Source organism: Pseudomonas sp. UYIF39 (assembly GCF_029963765.1).
GTDB lineage: Bacteria > Pseudomonadota > Gammaproteobacteria > Pseudomonadales > Pseudomonadaceae > Aquipseudomonas.
Window position 1 is genome coordinate 22,393 of the sequence record NZ_JALBYU010000035.1, and the last position, 20,010, is coordinate 42,402.

Consider the following 20,010-nt stretch of genomic DNA (forward strand, 5'->3'; position numbering starts at 1 on the left):
CCTGACTGGTCGCGATGGCCGGCAAAAACCGCTATCGTCGCCGCCATTCGAAACAAGGCGAGCATGGGCTATCTCAGGCGCGCAACCAAATTCGTGTAAGACCTGCCGCAAGCTGCGATTTTTTTGATTTTCAAGATCAAAAGACCGCGGATGCGGCGGATGGGCCAGCAGGCAGGGGCTCGGCTGGTAAGCCATGGACAACCAAACTAAAGGAATACCTGCATGAAATCTGCGTACAAAAAAAACAGCGTTGGCTGTTTGCCTGTGGGGCGGCTTGATGGGTTTAGGCTATATGGGGCTCAAGCACCAAGACACCAGAAATACCCCGGAATCCAGACCGACTGTTGTTCAGGCTGAAGTACCTATCGTTCAAGCCGAAGTGCCGACACCAGAAGCTTCACAAACTCCGTCAATACCGGCTATTAACCTACTCGGAACTTCACACTTTCTTCATACGGTAACGCGGCTAGCAGCGAGCGTTGGTGTACTGGTACGTAATGATCAGATGACATCTATGTGATCATCATTTATCTAGTTTTTTTGGTGTTTTAAATGACTCATAATACCTGTGTGTTTAACTTCAAAAGTTTGTTCTTAATGCTTCTTTTTGTAGTTGTTTTGCCGCCTTTTGTGCTGGCGGGCGAAGCGCATAAAAAAGATTGGAAAAATATAACTGTCAGTGATCTTTCTGCCATGCGACAACTGATAGTTACTTCTCATCCAGGCGCTATAGATAATAGTAATAAGGCTTTTACAGGCTGGGTTGAACAGGGTTATTTGGAAGCAAGTCAGCTGTCCAAACGCGTCAACTCAAGAAAAGACTCTCAAGCCGTGCTGAATTTTTACATTGCGGGCTTCAAGGATGGACACGTAGGGGTGAATCAACCTAATCAAGGAAGTTCTTCCTGGGCAGGTTTCATTTTGGATGTGCAGGGGCAGAGTTTCGTTGTGAAACACGTCGCTAAAAATTGGCCTATACCGTTACCGCCGATTAATTCCAAGGTTATATCGTGTGATAACAAATCGGTGCGCGAGATACTAGAAAGTGAATTATCTCCTTATATTGATCGTAGACTTAATCTAAATTCGACCTGGTTGCACTTGGCTAAGCAGTTAACTGTCGATGATGCCAGCTATCCCGTGCTGTCGAGAGACTTATCAAAAAGCTGTTTGGTTGTTCTCCCAAATGGAGAAAGACAAAGCTTTTCTTTATTGTGGCAAGAAGATCGCGGGCAATTGGAGGCTTTCCTGCGCCAGCCTCAACCGCCCCAAGCTCTTCAAAATTTGGGGGGCGGGCGATATTGGATACATGTATCGAACTTTATGCCATCAGCAGCCGAGAATGCTTCCCTCGATAAAATGCTCGACGCCATCAAGAGCATCAATGACGCGAAGCTGGTTGTGCTTGATACCCGAGGTAATCGCGGCGGTAACAGTTTAGTTGGCGCTGAAATACTTTCTGCTCTGTTAGGCTCGCAATTGGTAAAAAGCTTGGATGAGCCATCTCGTGCGTATGCGATGTGGCGAGTTTCTCCTTTTGCACTCTCTACACTCAATAGAGCTCTAACTACCATGGAAAGCGACTATGGAAAAAATAGTGAAGCTTATCAATTTGTTTTTGGTTTGACCAAGTCAATGGAGCTCGCACTTCACGAGAAGAAAGACTGGTTGCGCCAGCCTAGCACTTCCTCGGTCGATCAAGAGGGGTCGAGCGGAATCAATGCCCAAGGTTTTAAAGGTAAGCTTGCACTGGTTACCGACTCATTTTGCGCCAGTGCCTGTCTAGACTTTGCGGACGTCGTTCTTGCTGTTCCGGGGGTTGTCCATTTTGGTTTGTCAACGAGCGCTGATACACTTTATATTGATATAGGCTCTCAAACACTGCCGAGTGGTGCCCAGTTCTGGCTACCGTTAAAGGTATGGAGAGGCCGAACACGAGAAAATAATCAAAGTTATAATCCCCAGTTTGTTTTTGATGGGGATATAAACGATACAGCAGCAGTTCAAAAGTGGGTTCTTGATAACTTATGATCGGATAGGTGCCATTCCTCAAGCGCGCAGCAAACCGGTGTTACATGATGTGTTTTTCCGGCTCGGGAATATGGCTTGCGCCGAGCATCGCCGGCAGTAGCCCGGCCCGTAAATCTCCGCCACTGGGCTGCTGATACAGGCTCAAGCCAAACTCCGGCAACACCGCCAGCAGGTAATCGAAAATATCCCCCTGAATCCGCTCGTAATCCGCCCACACGGTGGTGCGGGTGAAACAGTAGATCTCCAGCGGAATCCCCTGAGCGGTGGTCTGCATCTGCCGAACCATGCAGGTCATGTTCGGTTGAATTTCCGGGTGACTCTTCAAATACGCCAATGCATACGCGCGGAAGGTCCCGATATTGGTCATCCGCCGACGGTTGGCCGACATCGCCGCCACATTGCCCTGGGCTTCGTTCCAGGCCTTGAGTTCAGCGTGCTTGCGGCTGATGTAATCGGTCAGCAGATGTACCTGGGACAGCTTCTGTTCTTCGTCGTCTCGGATGAACCGCACACCACTGGCGTCGATGAACAGGCTTCGCTTGATCCGTCGTCCACCGGACTGCTGCATGCCGCGCCAGTTCTTGAACGACTCGGACATCAGGCGCCAGGTTGGAATCGAAACAATCGTTTTATCAAAATTCTGCACCTTGACCGTGTGCAGCGTGATGTCGACCACGTCACCGTCGGCGCCGACTTGCGGCATCTCGATCCAGTCGCCGACCCGCAGCATGTCGTTGCTGGTCAGTTGCACGCTGGCGACGAACGACAACAGGGTGTCCTTGTAAACCAACAGAATCACCGCCGACATAGCGCCCAAACCGGACAGCAGCAACAGCGGCGAGCGGTCGATCAGCGTGGCGACAATGATGATCGCGCCGAGTACGTACAAGACCATTTTCGTCAGCTGTATGTAGCCTTTGATCGAGCGGGTGCGGGCATGTTCGGTGCGCGCGTAGATGTCGAGCAGGGCGCTGAGCAGGGCACTGACCGCCAATAGCAGGAACAGAATGGTGAATGCCAGCGCAACGTTACCGAGGAAGATCAGACTGGTCTTGCCCAGCTCCGGCACCAGATACAGGCCGAACTGGATCACCAGCGACGGGGTCATCTGTGCCAGACGATGAAACACTTTGTTGTGCCGCAAGTCGTTGACCCAATGCAGCGCGGGCTGGCGACCAAGCATTTTGGTCGCATGCAGAATCAGATACCGCGCCACTCGTCCGAGGACCAGCGCAACCACCAGCAATACCACCAATGCCAGGCTGGAATGCAGGAGCGGGTGCTGATCGAGGGCACCCCAAAGGTCTTGGACGTTGAGCCAGAGCTGTTTGATATCCATGGGTAAAAACGGTTCTTCTGTAGGACGCGACGGGGCGATTAGAGCATTTAAGACGCTTTGAATGACGGTTGAGGACAAAAGACGCAACAAAAAAACCACTGTTTAGCGCCGTTTGTATAAAGAAACTCGGCCTTAGCGCTCGAAACCGTTACCCTATGCAGCTGTTTTTTTGTATTTCTTCGAGGTAGCACCCGTGTTTTCCCAATTCGCCCTGCACGAACGCCTGCTCAAAGCCGTGGCCGAGCTTAAATTTGTCGAGCCAACGCCTGTGCAAGCAGCGGCTATTCCGCTGGCGCTCCAAGGGCGTGACCTGCGGGTGACAGCGCAAACCGGTAGCGGCAAAACCGCTGCATTCGTTTTGCCGATCCTCAACCGTCTGATCGGCCCGGCTAAAGTCCGCGTCAGCATCAAGACCCTGATCCTGCTGCCGACCCGCGAGCTGGCCCAGCAAACCATCAAGGAAGTTGAGCGTTTCGCTCAGTTCACCTTCATCAAGTCCGGCCTGATCACCGGCGGTGAAGACTTCAAGGTCCAGGCTGCAATGCTGCGCAAGGTGCCGGACATCCTGATCGGTACGCCGGGCCGGATGATCGAGCAACTGAACGCCGGCAACCTCGACCTCAAAGAAGTTGAAGTACTGGTCCTCGACGAAGCCGACCGCATGCTCGACATGGGCTTTGCCGAAGACGTCCAGCGTCTGGTGCAGGAATGCACCAACCGTCAGCAGACCATGTTGTTCTCTGCCACCACCGGTGGTTCGGGCCTGCGCGAGATGGTCGCCAAGGTGCTGAACAACCCTGAGCACCTGCAGCTCAACAACGTCAGCGATCTGAATGCGACCACCCGTCAGCAGATCATCACCGCTGACCACAACCAGCACAAAGAACAGATCGTGAACTGGCTGCTGGCCAACGAGACCTATCAGAAGGCCATCGTATTCACCAACACCCGGGCCATGGCCGACCGTATCTACGGCCGCCTGGTGGCGCAGGACTACAAAGCGTTCGTGCTGCACGGTGACAAAGACCAGAAGGACCGCAAACTGGCCATCGACCGCCTGAAGCAGGGCGGCGTGAAAATCCTGGTTGCCACCGACGTCGCCGCTCGCGGCCTCGATGTGGATGGCCTGGACTTGGTGATCAACTTCGACATGCCGCGCAGCGGCGACGAGTATGTTCACCGCATCGGTCGTACCGGCCGCGCCGGCAACGATGGCCTGGCCATCTCGCTGATCTGCCACGGCGACTGGAACCTGATGTCGAGCGTCGAGCGCTACCTCAAGCAGAGCTTCGAGCGCCGCACCATCAAGGAAGTCAAAGGCACCTACGGCGGACCGAAAAAGGTCAAGGCCTCGGGCAAAGCCGTTGGCGTGAAGAAGAAAAAAGTCGACGCCAAAGGCGACAAGAAGAAAACCGGCGCCAAGGCTCCGACCAAACGCAAAATCGCCAACCGCCCGAAGACCGACGCCCTGTCGCTGGTCAGCAAGGACGGCATGGCGCCGCTCAAGCGCCGCAAGCCGGAAGCGCCGGCTGCTGAGTAAGCAGTTCTAGCGACCAATAAAAAACCGGACCAGGGTCCGGTTTTTTTATGCCTGGGATTCCTGAGCCGGATCAGCCCTCGGTTTTCTTCTCCGCTGAATCCAGCTCCTTCAATCGCTGATCGATCAACTGGCACTTGTCCGGCAGATCCTTGCTCGCCGTTCCCAAATCCATCTTCTGCAACTCAGCGTTGATCTCCTTGGCTTTGGCTGGGTTTTGCTCGGTGAGCTTGGTCACTTCCTTGGCCAATTGTTCGCGTTTGGCGGTGGCTTCCTCAGGTGTGCAGGCCCAAGCGGGAAGGGCGCAGGCGAGGGTGGCGGCGAGGGTGAGTTTCAGCAGGGTTTTCATTGGGGGTGGGCCTCATTTCCGGTCAAGGTGGGTTATCCGGTTGGGGGTTCAAAGGTATGAAAAGTTCAACCACTAAGCTGCATGGTTCCGATCCACTGACTCTGCTGGTCGATAAGGCATTGTGCAAAAAACCTATAAGTGATGCGGTACGTCACTAGCATAGGAAAGCTTCGCTCAAATTTATCCTCGAAATGTTTTTCTGTTTTAGCCTTCGACGATGAAAAAAACATCCGGTGATGCGGGTGCTCACAGAACACCGGCCTTAGTCACTCAGTAGTCTGCGCTCGTAACCGTCTGCCGATCACATCCATCAAATCACAACCATCGCGCAATGGTATGGCCAACAGTTTGGAGAAGACAGACAGCACGACCGTGTCGCAACCAATCTCGGCGCGAAAAGCAATGTTTTCAAGAACCTGGGTGACGGTGCGGATGCGGTAGTCGGCCATGGCTTGCAGGACGTCTAGCGGGGCTTGGGTGTCGATGAGCAGGGAGGCCGGGATCAGGTCGATTCCGGTTAGGGGCATGTATCTATCCATGGGTTGAGCCTCTTGTCATTGATGAGGACTCTCTGTGATCAGGTCGCCAAACCCGGTCGCCTTTTGGGCGACGGTTTGACTATAAGGATCAGCCACCCAGCGGAACAGAGCGCCGGTTCTGAACTTGATGTAGGGGAAATGCCCTGGTGCGGCCGGATAATCTCTAGGCAATTTGCTGGTGACTAAACACAGCCGACATCTGGGGGAGTGAGCTTGCTCCGGGCGGCGATCCGACGATAGCGGTGAATCAGTCGATATCAGTGTTGAATATTGGTCAGCCATCGCGAGCAAGCTCGCAGACAGTGGATTTTCGGTGAGTGGAGATAGTGTGCCCGGCAGATCCATTGTGTGAGAGCTTGCTCGCGATGGACGCGACTTGGTCTCCGAGTCTAACCCCCATGGCAGCAGCTGGCCGGGGCCTTGTCTTCATACTTATCGTGAAGCCTTACCCATTCCATGATTTCCTCTTCATTACGCCCCTTGGGCGTGAGGTCGAGGTAGTTGTAAGCCCCGACCAACATGTCCAGACCTCGGGCATACGTTGAATAGGTGTGGAAAATCTCTCCAGCGTCATTGCGATAAAACACGCTGAGACCGGGGAGTTCTTCTTCGGCGCCGTTGGATTTTTCGTAGTTGTAGGTGGCTTTACCTGCGGTGACGTCTTCTGCTCGGGCCGAGACGCCGAAGTCGTAGTTGAAGTCGCTGCCTTCTGACGACACCCAATCGAATTTCCAGCCCATCCGCCGTTTGAAGGCCTGGAATTCGGCGAGCGGTGCGTGGGAAACCGCAACTACAGCCACGTCATGATGGGCCAGGTGCTGGTTGGCGCCGTCAATGTGGTCGGACAGGAACGAGCAGCCGGAGCAACCTTCGTCCCAGCCTTTGCCAAACATGAAGTGGTAGATGACCAACTGACTGCGGCCGCCGAACAGGTCAGCCAGTTTCAGTTCGCCGTTCGGGCCCTGAAAGCGATAGTCCTTGTCGATTTTCACCCAGGGCAGGGCGCGACGTTCGGCGCTGAGTTTGTCTCGTTCTTTGGTGAAGGCTTTTTCGTGGGTCAGGTGTTGCTTGCGGGCGGCGAGCCATTCTTCTCGGGAGACGACGGGATGATTCTGAATGTTCATTGGGATTCTCCTGCGGGGTGCTGGGAGGTGACTTACACAGCCTAGTCGTTTGGCCTACGTCCAATTCGATTTACCGCCGGTCGGTACACGCAAAAACTTTGGCTGAACGGCTACGAGCCGCGCCGGTCACAACTTATGAAGGCCATCTCACTCTCTGGCTTTGGAGGTTGAAGCAGGATGACGACTTATAACTGGGATTTGATTGAACGCTTGCTGCACGAAGTGCAACACGGTGAGGCCAGTTTTTCGCCGCGACCGTATGCCGAGCAGTACGCGGCGGAGAAAGCTTCGGAAGGCGAGCAGACTGAAAACCTGGATCACCTTAAAGCGGTGGCCGGTGAGTATGAAAAGTTACTGTTGGCTCGTGGTTATATCGAGCCTCGGCCTGAAGAGCAGGGCGGTACTGGCTCCAATTACATTTTGACGCCTCGGGGCTCGAGTTTATTGAGCCTGATCGACAGCAGTATTCCGGGCAATGACCATCCGAGGCAGGTGTTGGATGAGCAGGAAGATGCGCTGGATGAGGTGAGTTTTGATGAGATCGCGTCGAGGGCACAGATTGCCTGATATTGCGGTTACAGCAAAAGATCGTCCGAACGCGGCCCGAACCTTCGGCAGCTCCTACATGGATCGCGTAATCCTGTGGAGCTGCCGCAGGCTGCGATCTTTTGATCTTCTAACTTTGATGCATCGCCTTTAGGCACTTCAAATCACTGAAATCCTTCCTCACCCCGTCGATTTTCTTCAGCAATCGCTGGCGCTGTTCCGGTGTGCTTTCGGCCATCAAGTCCACAAATAACGCCCGTGCCTGGGCTTCGGTGCTGGCGTAGGCCTGGCGATAAGCGGGCGTCCACAAGCTCTCTCGATTCACCAGAAGCGTCTCGATTCTCTGTGGGAATTCTGGACTCTGGCGCTGCGCAACCGCCGTACTGAACTGCTTCTGCCAATGGACGCGGTTGGCTATCCATTGCGTATTCTGGTCACCCAAGGCGTTGGACCACGCGACAATGCGTAGCTGCTGGGTTGTGCTGAGCGGGCCGAGCCAGTCATTCAGGCGTTTTTCCATACGCTGGCTGCGCGCTTTGATCTGTTGGTCGAGTGACGGTTTGAGGTATTGCTCCTGGCGTTTGCGCTGGTCCTTGGCGAAGGCGTCGTTCATTTCCGCGACTTGCTTGTCATCCAGCCCCTGCAACAGCTCAATGGCCGACGGGGTGATTTCCCGGGCGGTCTGGGTGATGGCGGCTTTGGCTTCCTGGACGCGGGTTTGCAGCGCAGCGTCTGTGACCTGGTTGGTCTCGACCATGACCTGCAGGCGATCCAGCCAATCGAGGTAGCCTGGCAGTTGCGTGGTGCAGTGCCAGCTCAGGTGTTCCTTGAGGCGCTCGTTAAACCAGCCTTTCTGCTCGCCATTCATGTCCAGGTAGTCGCTGAGCGTCCACGGAATGATCACGTCGAGGTTGCGGTAGGCCAAGCCCACGCGGCTGCACGCACCGAGGGCGAGACTAAGGGTGATAACGACGACGAGACACTTCAACCAGCGCGACATGGGCGAATCCTTTGCGAAGGCCTGGCTTTTTGAATGGGCTTCTCTATGTGAACGCAGGATGAGCCTCGCAGTTCAGCCGATCAATAAAAGGCGCGTTCTGCCTTGAGGGTGACGAGCCCGTCGCATTGGCTGTTGTGCCCGGAATAGGCCGAGCAACTGTTGCCGCTCAAGCTGGAGTCACTGTAGATCAAGTCCAGATCGACGCCCATGAACGGGCGGGAAAGTTGCACGGACCAGTCGGTGAAACTGCCGACATACCCACCGTCTACGGACGCCGGCGTGTTGAGCTGGTGGGTGGTGTATTTCATGCTGATCCCGATGCCGAACGGCTGATTGCCACCGAGGTCGGCGAATACGGTGCTGTTCTGTTTGTCCGGGTCGTTGCTGAATGCTGCGCCGAAACGGCTGCCCAGAAAGGTCAGGCCACCGAAAAGCTCCTGGCTGTCGAGGGTGTCCACTTTCGGATAGCTGTAACGGATCATGCCGACTTCGTACCCAAGGGTATTATCGAAAGGCTGTTTAAAGCCCATGTAGGAGTCGACTTCAAGGTTGGCCCCAGGCGATAAACCCATGCTCGGTGCCCATTGGCCCACGTAGAAACCGCTGTCGTGACTCAGGTCGAGACCACCGTGGAACGAGCCGGTGCTGGAAGGTTTGACCAGCCCCTGGGCCATGCTGCGGCTGGGGGTAGTGCCGAGTTTGAGATCGAAGTCGCCCAGTTCACGCTGAAAGGTTTGCGCATTGGCGACCGAACACGACAGCAGGGTGCCGAGCAATAGATAGGAGGGTTTGAGCATGCGTCACTCCATGACAGCGAGGTGCAGGCACTAAAAACCTACTGAAACGCTTGATCTAGACGTGTGCAAGCATACCGGCGAATGCTCGGCATTGAGGGCCGTTCGTCTATTTTTGAAATATTGGTTTGTTTGTGGGGTATTGCGAGGAGGGTTCCAGTCCAAGCGCTTCGAAGCTCAAAGCGCTTAGGGACCAGGTGACGCGGCGGATCTTGGGGAAGTTACTTCTTGCCCAGAGTGATCTGCTTGGACGGGCCGAACGTCTGGCCGCTGACGCCTTTGGCAATTTGCTGGATCTCTCCGCCGGATTTGAGGAACGCAGCAATCTGGTTGTTGATCGATTCGCTGGTTTCAACGGCTGGAGCTGGCTTTGCTTTGCTGTTGGATGCTTTTACACGCATGGCGGCCATTAACCTATAGAAAATTAACTTGGCCAGGTATCGTACAGGAAATACTTGACAATTGCTTGGTAAATATCCCCCTGAAATACACAGGGCAGATGAAGAATTAATCACAAGTTATTATTCTGAATGGGTCTCTAAGCTGCTGTTTTAACTAAGAACGATCGTGAAAAATTACAGTTTCCGCCTGGTGGGCAGGTGCGAAAATCACCAGAACGGCCTGACGAGCGGCCAGGCACGTGCCGTAAAACCCAGGAAAATTAAGCCCTTCAGAGGATTTTCTTCCGCCACCCGGCTGGCCAGCGAACGCGGCCCGCAAAACCGGGTAGAATGCCGCCCACGCAATGAGGGTATTGGAAATGGCTTTAGTCGGGCGCTACAACAGTTTGCAAGTGGTTAAACACACTAACTTCGGTTTATATCTGGACGGTGGCGCGGATGGCGAAATCCTCCTGCCTAATCGTTATATTCCCAAAGATATTCCCAGCGAAGATGAAGACTGGCTCAACGTTTTTATTTATCTGGACAGCGATGACAAACTCATCGCAACTACCGAAAAGCCGAAAGTTCAAGTCGGTGAATTCGCCAGTTTAAAAGTCGTTGAAGTCAACAGCATCGGTGTTTTCCTGGATTGGGGCTTGCCGAAGGATCTGTTGCTGCCGTACTCAGAAGAAAAGCGCCAGATGACCGCCGGCGAGTATGTCGTGGTGCACGTCTACCTCGACAAGCACACCCGCCGCATCACCGCGACGGCGCGTCTGGACCGCTACCTCGACAAAACCCCGGCCAACTACACCCCTGGCCAGGAAGTTGATTTGCTGGTTGCCGAAGCCACTGATATGGGCTTCAAGGCGATCATCAACAACAAACACTGGGGTCTGATTCACAAGAACGAAATCTTCAAGTTCATGCGCGCCGGTAAAGAAGAGAAGGGCTTTATCAAAGAAGTCCGTGCCGACGGCAAGATCAGCCTGAGCCTGCAACCGGTTGGCGAAGAAGCCGCCACCAGCCTGAACTCGAAGATCCTCGCCAAGTTGCGCGAAAACAATGGCAGCCTGCCGGTCAGCGACAAGAGCGATCCGACGGTGATCAGCAGTCTGTTTGGCGTGAGCAAGGGCAACTTCAAAAAGGCCATCGGTGCGTTGTACAAGAACGGCCAGATCGTTATTCACGCCGATCGCATTGAACTGAGCTGACCTCGCGCCGGCCCCCTGTTGCGAGTACTGCCATGTTTTGTGTTGTCGAGGTGTTCCGGTGAGCGCTACCCGGCGCAGCGCCGATGGGTTTGCCCTGCAAGTGATGATCGGGTTGTGCCTGATCTGGGGTGTTCAGCAGGTGATGATCAAGTGGGCGGCGCCAGACATCGCTCCGGTCATGCAGGCCGCCGGGCGCTCGGGTATTTCCGCGTTGCTCGTAGGATTGTTGATCTGCTGGAAGGGCGGCTGGGATCAAGTGGGCAACACCTGGCGCGGTGGACTACTGGCGGGCGCGCTTTTTGGCCTGGAGTTCTTCTTCATTTCCGAAGGCTTGCAACTCACCACCGCCGCGCACATGTCGGTGTTCCTCTACACCGCGCCAATCTTCACCGCATTGGGCGTTCATTGGCTGTTGCCGAGTGAGCGTTTAAGGCCGGTCCAGTGGCTGGGAATTTTCCTCGCCTTCGTCGGGATCGCCATCGCCTTTGCCGGCGGGGTTTCCTGGGACAACCTCGATCACCGCATGTTGATGGGCGATGCGCTGGGCGTGCTGGCTGGCGCGTCATGGGGCGCGACCACGGTGGTGGTGCGCGCTTCACGCCTGTCGGAAGCGCCGGTGACACTCACGCTGTTCTATCAATTGATTGTCGGTTTCGTTGGCCTGTTGCTGATCGCGATCCTCAGCGGCCAGGTTACCCACGTCAGTCTGACCACCGTGGCGGTGGCCAGTGTGTTGTTCCAGGGATTGGTGGTGTCGTTCTTCAGTTACCTGACCTGGTTCTGGCTGTTGCGCCGTTATCTGGCGGCGAACCTGGCGGTGTTTTCGTTCATGACGCCGCTGTTCGGCGTCACGTTCGGCGTGGTGCTGCTGGGCGAAGCGCTGAGCTTCAACTTCGTTGTCGGCGCGGTGCTGGTGTTGTTGGGCATCACGTTTGTCAGCGCTGAGCAGTGGGTGCGCCGTCGTTTGCGCAAAGCCCTTGGGCAGAGCTGACCGGACGCAATAACAGGCCACCGGCGACTATCAAACCACCGCCGGCGAACACCAGCGCTGACTGCAAACCACCACTGAAGTGGCTGCTCAACGCCGCCAGCAGCGGCCCACTCAGTTGGCCCACGGCAAAGCACGCTGTCAGCAGTCCGGCGTTGCGCTGGGCGGCGTGGGGCGCCAGTTCCCGGGAACGTTGCATCACCAATTGCATGCAGGCCAGGAACGGCGTTCCGCAGAGGATCACGCCCAAGGCCAGGCCCGGGCCGCTGCCCAACAAGCAGGCGAAGACCCCGGCGGCTTGCAGCCACAACGTCGCCATCAGCCAATAACGAGTGCCCTGCGGGTGTTGTCGACGCAGACTCACCAGCACCACCCCGATGGCCGAAGCAAGACCGAAGCAAGGCCAGAACAGATCGGCCTGCCATTGGCCATGGAACTGTGCGTTGGCCATTTGCGAGAGGAAAGTGGCCGGAATGATGTAGCCCAAACCGTACAGCCCATAGACCACACCTAAACGGCCGATGCCATGATTGCCCGAGCCAGCGACGCTGGGTGCAGCGGCCATGGCCGTGGCCGGTTGCGGCAGGAACGGCAGAATCCCCAGCAGCATCGCCAGCCCTATGCCGGCATATACCAGCCACAAGGCTGCAGAGGTCTGCCCCAGCAAGTTCGATCCCAAGGCCAGCAAGCCCGTCAGAAAAATCCCCAGACCCGGTCCGGCAAATACCAGGGCGCCAAGCCGAGGACGACCGGCTGCCGCGGCCAACGGCTGGCTCAACGCGGTGATCATCACCAGCACCCAGGCGCTGGCCACGCCGGTGCCGAACCGCAGCACCAGATGGGACCAAAACCCGTTGGCCCAGAACGAGGCCAGCGTCAGCAATACACAGAGCCACAAACCGCCCAGCAAACGCCGGCGGACTTGCGCGGGACGGCGAGAGAACATCGCGTCCACTGCACCAACGAAGTAGCCGAGGTAGTTAGCCGCGGCAATCAGACCGGCGGCGGTCAGGTCAATCTGACCTTCGCTGAGCAGGTGCGGCAACTGAGGCGTGAGGGCGAAACGCCCGATGCCCATGGCCATCATCAGGGCGATGAAACTGGCAAGTAAGCGAATCAGAGGGGACATAGTCTGAATTCCAGCAGAGGATCAATGACCGTCAGGCTAGGACTGATTGACTTTCTTTTAAAATGAATAATAGTGAGTAACTTGTTCTGATTTGGAGAATGGCGTGGAATTCAGCCAATTGCGGATTTTCCAGGCAGTAGCGGAGGAGGGTTCCATCACTCGCGCTGCCGAACGCCTGCACCGGGTGCCGTCGAACCTGTCGACCCGGCTTAAACAGCTGGAAGAGCAACTCGGCGTAGAACTGTTCGTGCGTGAACGTCAGCGTTTGCAGTTGTCGCCTGCGGGAAAAGTCCTGCTGGACTACACCGCCAAGCTGTTCAATTTGCGCGACGAAGCTCAAGCGGCGGTGCAGGGCGGGCAACCGGCCGGGGACTTCGTGCTCGGCACCATGTACAGCACGGCGGCGATTCATCTGCCAGGGTTGTTGGCGCGTTATCACCGCACATACCCGGCGGTGAACCTGCAAGTGCAGTCCGGGCCAAGCGGCGAATTGCTTGAAGGTTTGCTCACCGGTCGCCTCGATGCCGCGTTGGTGGATGGCCCGCTGGAACTGGCCGGGCTCGACGGCGTGCCGTTGTGCGACGAACGGCTGGTGCTGATCAGCGAGGCTGATCACCCGCCGATCCTCAGCGCGCTGGATGTGGAAGGGCGGTCGGTGTTCACGTTTCGGCAGGGTTGTTCCTACCGGATGCGCCTGGAAGCCTGGTTCGCCCATTACCACGCGGCCATGGGCCGGGCGATGGAAATCGAGTCCTATCCGGGGATGCTTGCCTGCGTGATCGCCGGCTCGGGCGTGGCACTGATGTCGGAGTCGATGCTCGCCAGCCTGCCTGGCCGCGAAAGCGTGGCGGTGCATCCGTTGGCCGAGCCATTTGCCAGTGCCACCACGTGGCTGATGTGGCGCAAAGGCATGGTTGGGGCGAACTTGAACGCGTGGCTTGAGCAGCAACAATTGGTCTATCCGTCGACGCCGAGTCAGGCTCGGGCGATGGCTTGAACTATCGGTCAGGTATTTTGATCTATTCAGTAACAGATCATTGCGACTTTGGGCGAGCATTACGTAGGACTTCGGACTATTATCAGTGCGAAGTGGCTACAGAATTTTGGCCACTCGGCACTACCCTGAAGGGGGCACCATGAAAGAGAAAATCCAAAACTGGCTGCACGACCTGGGTGTTGCACTCGGTTTGATCGAACCGCCTCTGCAACCTGTGCCTATTCGCACTGACGACGAACAACGCCGACGCCAGCAGCGCCGCCGGTAGTCGTAACGTAGCCGTTGTTGTAGCAGCTGCCGAACACCGCGAGGCTGTGTTCGGCTCGGGCCGCGTTCGGACAAAGCAGTCGTAGGTTCGGCACGCGCGGTAATACTGACGGAACGCAATCGAAGTCATCCTGATCCTCCAGCAGGCAGCGGATGAAACAATCCGCGGCAGCACGAACGGCAGCTCTTTTCATGGTGGTTCTTAGAGGGCGTTATTGCTGTTGTCCCCAGGGCTGAGTACAGCAGGCTTCAGGCGTGCAAGCGCTGCCACTCGTCAATCATCGTGCGCAAATGTTCCCCGGAAAAACTCCCGAAATGTCCACCATGCACCGTGCGGATCGGCAACTCGCGCAAACGCTTCAGGCTACTGGCGTAGTCGTCGAGGTTGGAGTGGTAGGCGTCTTCGATCAGTGGCCCGTCGTAGATGATGTCGCCGCTGAACAGGGTCTCGGTCGCCGCTTCATACAGGCTGATACCGCCCGGTGAATGCCCCGGTGTGTGCAGCACTTGCAACACGCGATTGCCCAGGTCCAGCACGTCACCTTCTTCGATCAAACCGGTGGCCGGCGCGGCTTTGACCCGATACTCGGCGTAGCACAACGGGCAATCCGGGTGAGCCTCGAACATCTCGTCACCGACAAACGCCGTGCTCAGTGTGTTCTCGCCGTCCGGTGACGCGAGGATCTGCGCTTCGGCCGGGTGCACCAGTCGTTCCGGGAATTCGTAGTGACCTGCAATGTGGTCGAAATGGCAATGACTGGCCACGGCGACCAACGGCCGTTCGGTGATCCACGGCAGTTGCTCGCGCAGGCTCACCAGCCCGGAACCGCTGTCCAGCAGCAGATCCTTGTCGCGGCCCTGAATGTGCCAGAGGTTGCAGCGGTAGAAGGACCGGATGTACGGCTCGTGAATCAGGCGAATGCCGTCACTGAGCTGTTTGACTTCGAACCACTGATCGCGGCTGACGATCTTCATAAACGATTTTCTCCAGACGAAAAAAAACGGGTGTGGCAACCGACGCCACACCCGTCGAAGAAAGCATCAAGTCGTTATGTTCAGCTTAGGCGGCGTTGGCCACCATCGCCGGGCGACGGGACATCAGGCTGACCAGCACAAAGCTCACCAGACCCACACCGAGGCTGTAGTAGATCGGAGTGTTCGCATCCAGACCGTCTTTGAACATGAACACCAACGCCGTGGCGAAGCCCATGCCCATGCTGGCGATAGCGCCGGCGGTGGTTGCGCGTTTCCAGAAAATCGCACCCATCAGCGGGATCAGCATGCCGCCCACCAGCAGGTTGTACGCGAGGGTCAGGGCGCTGATCACGTCGTTCACGACCAGAGCGATGCCGAGTACAACGATGCCGGTCAACAGGGTGAACAGGCGGTTCATGCCCAGGCTCGACTGTTTACCACCGCGCAGTTTCGGCAGCAGGTCTTCGGTCAGGGTGGTGGCAGCGGCGAGCAGGCCGGCGCTGGCGGTGGACATCATGGCCGCCAGGGCCGCGGCGATCACCAGGCCACGAATACCGTCCGGCAGAGACAGTTTGACGATGGCGGCGAAGGCGTTGTTGACGTTGTCCAGGTCCGGGATCAGCACGTGAGCGGCCATGCCGATCAGGGCGCAGGCCAGGCCGTAGAAGATGCAGTAGATGCCCGCGAAAGTACCGGCGTACTGAGCGACTTTGGCGGTCCGGACGGTGAACACACGCTGCCAGATGTCCTGGCCAATCAGGATCCCGAAGAAGTAGATCATGAAGTAGGTGATGATGGTGTCCCAGCCGATCGTGGTGAAGCTGAAGGCGGTTGCCGGCAGTTTCAACACCAACTCATCCCAGCCGCCAACGCGGTACAGACAGATTGGCAACAGGATGAACATCAGGCCCACGGTCTTGATCACGAACTGGACGATGTCGGTCAGGGTCAGGGACCACATGCCGCCGATCGCGGAGTAGATCACCACCACGCCACCGCCGAGCAATACCGAGACCCAGAACGGCAGGCCGAACAGCACTTGCAGCACGGTGCCGATGGCCAGGATCGAGGTCACGCCGATCATCAGCGCGTAGGCCAGCATGATCGCCGCGCTCGCGGAGCGGGCCATCGGGTTGTAGCGTTTTTCCAGCACCTGGGTAACGGTGTAAATCTTCAGTTTCAGCAGCGGTTTGGCGAGGAACAGGTTCAGCGCCACGATCCCGCAACCGAGGGCCGCGCAGAGCCAGAAACCGGAGATGCCATGGACGTAGCCCAGGCGCACGGTGCCGACGGTGGACGCACCGCCCAGAACGGTGGCGGCCATGGTGCCCATGTACAGGCTCGGGCCGAGGTTACGACCGGCGACCAAAAAGTCTTCGTTGGTCTTGGCCTTGCGCATGCCGTAGTAGCCGAGTATCAGCATCGCGGCGGCGTAGATGAGTACGACGAATAAATCCAAAGCCATTATGGCGTGTCTCCGATTGTCTTTTTTATGGTGAGGCGAAAATCAAACTTTTTGTGTGGGAGCGATGCTTGCTCGCGAAGGGAGCGCCGCAGCCGGTCAGGCCGACCGCGTTATAGTTCTTCGCGGGCAAGCCTCGCTCCTACACCATCGCGGGTTTAGCGAGCGAATCCGTGCCCTTGCTGCGTGCATCGTTTGGACCGAACACCGCCGCCGATTCCGGGAACAGGCTCAACAGCGCCAGGTACACCAGCGACGCCAGGCCAAGGGTGACCGGCAGGCTGATGTCGATGCCGCCGGCCAGTTCACCGAGCGGACCAACGAACTGCCCAGGCAGGTTCACAAAGCACAAGCCCACCGCAGCGCTCGGGATCCAGGCACCCAGCCCACGCCAGTTCCAGCCATGGGTGAACCAGTAGCGGCCACCTTTCTCGCCGCGGGTGAACACTTGCAGGTCATCCGGGCAGTAGAAGCCGCGACGCACCAGCAGGCCGATGATCATGATCACCATCCACGGAGTGGTGCAGGTGATGATCAGCACGGCGAAGGTTGACACGCTCTGCACCAGGTTCGCCGCAAAGCGCCCGATGAAGATGAAGGCAATCGACATCACGCCGATCAACAACGTGGCCTTGACCCGCGACAGCACACGCGGGAACACGCTGGACATGTCCAGCCCGGTGCCATACAGCGAGGTAGTGCCGGTAGACATGCCGCCGATCACCGCGATCAGGCACACCGGCAGGAAGAACCAGCTCGGCGAGACGGCCAGCAACCCGCCGACGTAGTTGTTGGCTGCGATGTAGTCCGGCGCCTTGATCGCTACGATGGTGGCGGTGGCGAGGCCGAACAGGAACGGGATGAAGGTTGCGATCTGCGAGATCACCACCGCCGCCATGATCCGGCGCTTGGAGGTATCACGCGGGATGTAACGCGACCAGTCACCGAGGAACGCACCGAAGGAAATCGGGTTGCTCATGGCCACCAGCGCAGCACCGATAAAGGCTGCCCAGAAACCCGGTTGGCCCATGCTCACGGTGCCGGCGTAGTTCACATCGAACGGACCGATGAAGGCGAAGATGCCCAGTAGGAACAACAGGCTGGCGCTCCATACCGCGATCTTGTTCACCCACAGCAGGAAGCGGAAGCCATAGATGCAGACTGTCAGTACCAGGACCGCGAACAGACCGTAGGCCAGGCCCAGGGTCAGGTCGGTTTCCGGAAGACCGATCAGGCGTTTGGCGCCACCAATCAGCGCATCACCCGAACTCCACACCGAGAGCGAGAAGAAGGCGATGGCGGTCAACAACGACAGAAACGAACCGACGATCCGCCCGTGCACGCCGAAGTGCGCACCGGAAGACACGGCGTTGTTGGTGCCATTGATCGGACCGAACAGGCCCATTGGCGCGAGGATCAGCGAGCCCAGCAACACACCCAGCACAATCGCCCAGACGCCCGCCTGAAAAGACAGGCCGAACAGTACCGGGAAACTGCCGAGCACGGCGGTGGCAAAAGTGTTGGAACCACCGAAGATCATCCGGAACAAATCCGTCGGGCCTGCGGTGCGTTCGCTGTCGGGGATCTGTTCGACCCCGTAAGTTTCAATGTGCGTAAGGCTTTGGTCTTTGTTGTTGTTATTCATGATCAGCTCCGATCATAAAGGCGCGCTCATCGTGTGTGAGCGTCACCTGTTTGGCTAAGGGGGTGGCAGCCCTTCCGGCATCGCGGACAAATGTTCGTGGCAGGCCAGCCATAGGCCTTGTTGTTGTCGGCGAAACACAATCGTCTCGCGCTCTTGGCTGAAGTGTTGCTCCCCTTGCATGCGCAGCTCGGTGGCCACGTCATGGATGAAAATCGCCACGTCACCCTGCAGGCTGACGAAGGCGTTGCTCGAGGTGCATGAGAGCACCTCGAAGCCATCCTCCGAGCGCCAGGTGTCCCACAACGCCTGATAGGCATCGCGCGACAGCAGGGGCTGTTCGAGGGTGTAGAACACGAAACTGGCATCGGTGCTGAACGCACCGAAGTAGGCTTCGCGATCATTACGGGCAAAGGCGGTTACCAGATCGGCAGCGGCCTTGAGTACCTGATCACGTTCGTTCACGACCAATCCTCAGCGGTGGACCACGCCAGGCAGTACGCAGAGCATTTCGTACAGCAGGTTGGCGGCCAGCAGCGAGGTGTTGCCGGTGGTGTCGTAAGCGGGCGAGACTTCTACCAGATCGCAACCGACCAGGTCGAGGCCTTGGCAACCGCGAACGATTTCAATCGCCTGAATGGTCGTCAGACCACCGATTTCCGGAGTGCCGGTACCTGGCGCCCAGGCAGGGTCGATGCCGTCGATGTCGAAAGTCAGGTACACCGGACCGCCGCCGACTTTCTCGCGAACTTCAGCCATCAACGGGGCCAGGGATTTGTGCCAGCACTCTTCGGCCTGAACCACGCGGAAGCCTTGATTGCGGCTCCAGTTGAAGTCGTCAGCGGTGTAGCCCTGAGCGCGCAGACCAATTTGCACGACACGGTCGTTGTCCAGAAGGCCTTCTTCAACAGCGCGACGGAAGGTGGTGCCGTGGGCGATTTTCTCGCCGAACATGTGATCGTTCACATCGGCGTGAGCGTCGATGTGCACCAGGCCGACCTTGCCGTGCTTCTTATGGATAGCACGCAGGATCGGCAGGGTGATGGTGTGGTCGCCGCCGAGGGTCAGGGGGATCACATTGTGTTCGAGGATTTTGTGGTAGGACTCTTCGATGATCCGTACCGCGTCCAGCAGGTTGAACGTGTTGATCGCCACGTCACCGATGTCGGCAACCGACAGCGAGTCGAACGGTGCAGCGCCGGTGGCCATGTTGTACGGGCGGATCATCACCGATTCAGCGCGGATTTCGCGAGGTCCGAAACGGGTGCCGGGGCGCAGCGAGGTGCCGATGTCCAGCGGGACGCCAACGAAGGCAGCATCCAGACCGGCAGCGGTTGGCAAATGGGGGAGTCGCATCATGGTGGCGATGCCGCCGAAGCGCGGCATTTCATTGCCGCCCAGTGGTTGGTGAAGAATCTTGTCCACAGGTAGGGCCTCATCGTCGTTGTTTTATTTATGTCGGTTGCGCAGGTCGGGGAGACGCAGGCACCGCTGTGGGGCGATTCTGCGAAATGTAGTGGCCGGGAAGAATCGCTACGGGCAAATACTTAGTTCAGATTTTTCTAAACTAATGGTTCGGGCGGCGATAGACTCGCAACGCTTCATGTAGCAGCTGTCGAGCAGCGCGAGGCTGCGTTCGGCTGCGCAGCAGTCGTGAAATCAGGCGACGCGGTGTTTCAGGAAAACCTCGCGCT

Annotated in this window: 22 protein-coding genes; 8 read left to right on the forward strand and 14 right to left on the reverse strand. The window is 57.3% G+C overall.

Annotated elements, in window-relative coordinates; all coding sequences use genetic code 11:
- The first annotated feature begins 14 nt into the window (after nt 1-14).
- Nucleotides 15-278 (forward strand): hypothetical protein, encoded by a 264-nt coding sequence (locus MO767_RS28610; RefSeq protein ID WP_282483256.1) that lies wholly within the window; start codon nt 15-17, stop codon nt 276-278.
- 274 nt (nt 279-552) lie between these two features.
- The gene (locus MO767_RS28615) at nt 553-2,031 is read left to right on the forward strand and encodes a S41 family peptidase (protein ID WP_282483257.1); all 1,479 of its coding nucleotides are present in this window, start codon (nt 553-555) and stop codon (nt 2,029-2,031) included.
- A gap of 40 nt (nt 2,032-2,071) precedes the next feature.
- On the opposite strand, the gene MO767_RS28620 is transcribed toward MO767_RS28615, so the two are convergent.
- A complete protein-coding gene (locus MO767_RS28620) occupies nt 2,072-3,370 on the reverse strand; it encodes a mechanosensitive ion channel family protein (RefSeq protein ID WP_282483258.1) in 1,299 nt (432 codons plus the stop codon).
- A gap of 193 nt (nt 3,371-3,563) precedes the next feature.
- Between MO767_RS28620 and MO767_RS28625 the strand changes: the two genes are divergently transcribed.
- A complete protein-coding gene (locus tag MO767_RS28625; RefSeq protein ID WP_282483259.1) occupies nt 3,564-4,910 on the forward strand; it encodes a DEAD/DEAH box helicase in 1,347 nt (448 codons plus the stop codon).
- Between the two features lie 70 nt (nt 4,911-4,980).
- Here the strand turns inward: MO767_RS28625 and MO767_RS28630 are convergent, their stop codons facing one another.
- The 3 genes from MO767_RS28630 to MO767_RS28640 form a co-directional block, all read right to left on the reverse strand.
- On the reverse strand, nt 4,981-5,256 hold the full coding sequence (locus tag MO767_RS28630; RefSeq protein ID WP_140677298.1) for a hypothetical protein: 276 nt from the start codon (nt 5,254-5,256) through the stop codon (nt 4,981-4,983).
- A gap of 266 nt (nt 5,257-5,522) precedes the next feature.
- The gene (locus MO767_RS28635; protein ID WP_282483260.1) at nt 5,523-5,795 is read right to left on the reverse strand and encodes a hypothetical protein; all 273 of its coding nucleotides are present in this window, start codon (nt 5,793-5,795) and stop codon (nt 5,523-5,525) included.
- 389 nt (nt 5,796-6,184) lie between these two features.
- Nucleotides 6,185-6,919 carry a thioredoxin family protein gene (locus MO767_RS28640; RefSeq protein ID WP_282483261.1) on the reverse strand — a complete coding sequence of 245 codons (735 nt, stop codon included), beginning with the start codon at nt 6,917-6,919 and terminating at the stop codon, nt 6,185-6,187.
- 177 nt (nt 6,920-7,096) lie between these two features.
- Here MO767_RS28640 and MO767_RS28645 point away from each other — a divergent pair, with 177 nt between their 5' ends.
- A complete protein-coding gene (locus tag MO767_RS28645; RefSeq protein ID WP_282483262.1) occupies nt 7,097-7,486 on the forward strand; it encodes a transcriptional regulator in 390 nt (129 codons plus the stop codon).
- A gap of 109 nt (nt 7,487-7,595) precedes the next feature.
- On the opposite strand, the gene MO767_RS28650 is transcribed toward MO767_RS28645, so the two are convergent.
- The 3 genes from MO767_RS28650 to MO767_RS28660 all read right to left on the reverse strand — a co-directional run bounded on the left by MO767_RS28650 (nt 7,596) and on the right by MO767_RS28660 (nt 9,669).
- Nucleotides 7,596-8,465 carry a DUF6279 family lipoprotein gene (locus tag MO767_RS28650; protein ID WP_282483263.1) on the reverse strand — a complete coding sequence of 290 codons (870 nt, stop codon included), beginning with the start codon at nt 8,463-8,465 and terminating at the stop codon, nt 7,596-7,598.
- Between the two features lie 80 nt (nt 8,466-8,545).
- Nucleotides 8,546-9,262, reverse strand: a complete 717-nt coding sequence (locus tag MO767_RS28655) for a TorF family putative porin (RefSeq protein WP_282483264.1) — start codon at nt 9,260-9,262, stop codon at nt 8,546-8,548.
- 218 nt (nt 9,263-9,480) lie between these two features.
- Nucleotides 9,481-9,669, reverse strand: coding sequence for a hypothetical protein (locus MO767_RS28660; RefSeq protein ID WP_017337097.1), 189 nt, complete (start codon nt 9,667-9,669; stop codon nt 9,481-9,483).
- A gap of 350 nt (nt 9,670-10,019) precedes the next feature.
- Between MO767_RS28660 and MO767_RS28665 the strand changes: the two genes are divergently transcribed.
- Nucleotides 10,020-10,856 (forward strand): S1-like domain-containing RNA-binding protein, encoded by an 837-nt coding sequence (locus tag MO767_RS28665; RefSeq protein WP_282483265.1) that lies wholly within the window; start codon nt 10,020-10,022, stop codon nt 10,854-10,856.
- Between the two features lie 58 nt (nt 10,857-10,914).
- The gene (locus tag MO767_RS28670; protein WP_282483266.1) at nt 10,915-11,847 is read left to right on the forward strand and encodes a DMT family transporter; all 933 of its coding nucleotides are present in this window, start codon (nt 10,915-10,917) and stop codon (nt 11,845-11,847) included.
- Here the strand turns inward: MO767_RS28670 and MO767_RS28675 are convergent.
- Nucleotides 11,792-12,973, reverse strand: coding sequence for an MFS transporter (locus tag MO767_RS28675; RefSeq protein ID WP_282483267.1), 1,182 nt, complete (start codon nt 12,971-12,973; stop codon nt 11,792-11,794). The two genes, MO767_RS28670 and MO767_RS28675, sit on opposite strands and share 56 nt — an antisense overlap.
- Nucleotides 12,974-13,076: 103 nt before the next feature.
- On the opposite strand from MO767_RS28675, the gene MO767_RS28680 reads away from it, so the two are divergent.
- Nucleotides 13,077-13,970: a LysR family transcriptional regulator gene (locus MO767_RS28680; protein WP_282483268.1), complete on the forward strand. Its 894-nt coding sequence runs from the start codon at nt 13,077-13,079 to the stop codon at nt 13,968-13,970.
- A gap of 139 nt (nt 13,971-14,109) precedes the next feature.
- Nucleotides 14,110-14,238 carry a PA1414 family protein gene (locus MO767_RS30855; RefSeq protein WP_007914492.1) on the forward strand — a complete coding sequence of 43 codons (129 nt, stop codon included), beginning with the start codon at nt 14,110-14,112 and terminating at the stop codon, nt 14,236-14,238.
- On the opposite strand, the gene MO767_RS28685 is transcribed toward MO767_RS30855, so the two are convergent.
- The 6 genes from MO767_RS28685 to speB all read right to left on the reverse strand — a co-directional run bounded on the left by MO767_RS28685 (nt 14,189) and on the right by speB (nt 19,741).
- The gene (locus MO767_RS28685) at nt 14,189-14,431 is read right to left on the reverse strand and encodes a hypothetical protein (RefSeq protein ID WP_282483273.1); all 243 of its coding nucleotides are present in this window, start codon (nt 14,429-14,431) and stop codon (nt 14,189-14,191) included. The genes MO767_RS30855 and MO767_RS28685 overlap by 50 nt on opposite strands.
- A 55-nt stretch (nt 14,432-14,486) precedes the next feature.
- Nucleotides 14,487-15,212, reverse strand: coding sequence for an MBL fold metallo-hydrolase (locus MO767_RS28690; RefSeq protein WP_282483269.1), 726 nt, complete (start codon nt 15,210-15,212; stop codon nt 14,487-14,489).
- Between the two features lie 85 nt (nt 15,213-15,297).
- Entirely contained in the window at nt 15,298-16,677 is a 1,380-nt protein-coding gene (locus tag MO767_RS28695; protein WP_282483270.1) for a sodium:solute symporter, read from the reverse strand.
- Between the two features lie 139 nt (nt 16,678-16,816).
- The gene (locus tag MO767_RS28700; protein WP_282483271.1) at nt 16,817-18,319 is read right to left on the reverse strand and encodes a cytosine permease; all 1,503 of its coding nucleotides are present in this window, start codon (nt 18,317-18,319) and stop codon (nt 16,817-16,819) included.
- Nucleotides 18,320-18,373: 54 nt separating this feature from the next.
- On the reverse strand, nt 18,374-18,781 hold the full coding sequence (locus MO767_RS28705; protein ID WP_282483272.1) for a nuclear transport factor 2 family protein: 408 nt from the start codon (nt 18,779-18,781) through the stop codon (nt 18,374-18,376).
- A gap of 9 nt (nt 18,782-18,790) precedes the next feature.
- Entirely contained in the window at nt 18,791-19,741 is a 951-nt protein-coding gene (gene speB, locus MO767_RS28710) for an agmatinase (protein WP_123364478.1), read from the reverse strand.
- Between the last annotated feature and the right edge of the window lie 269 nt (nt 19,742-20,010).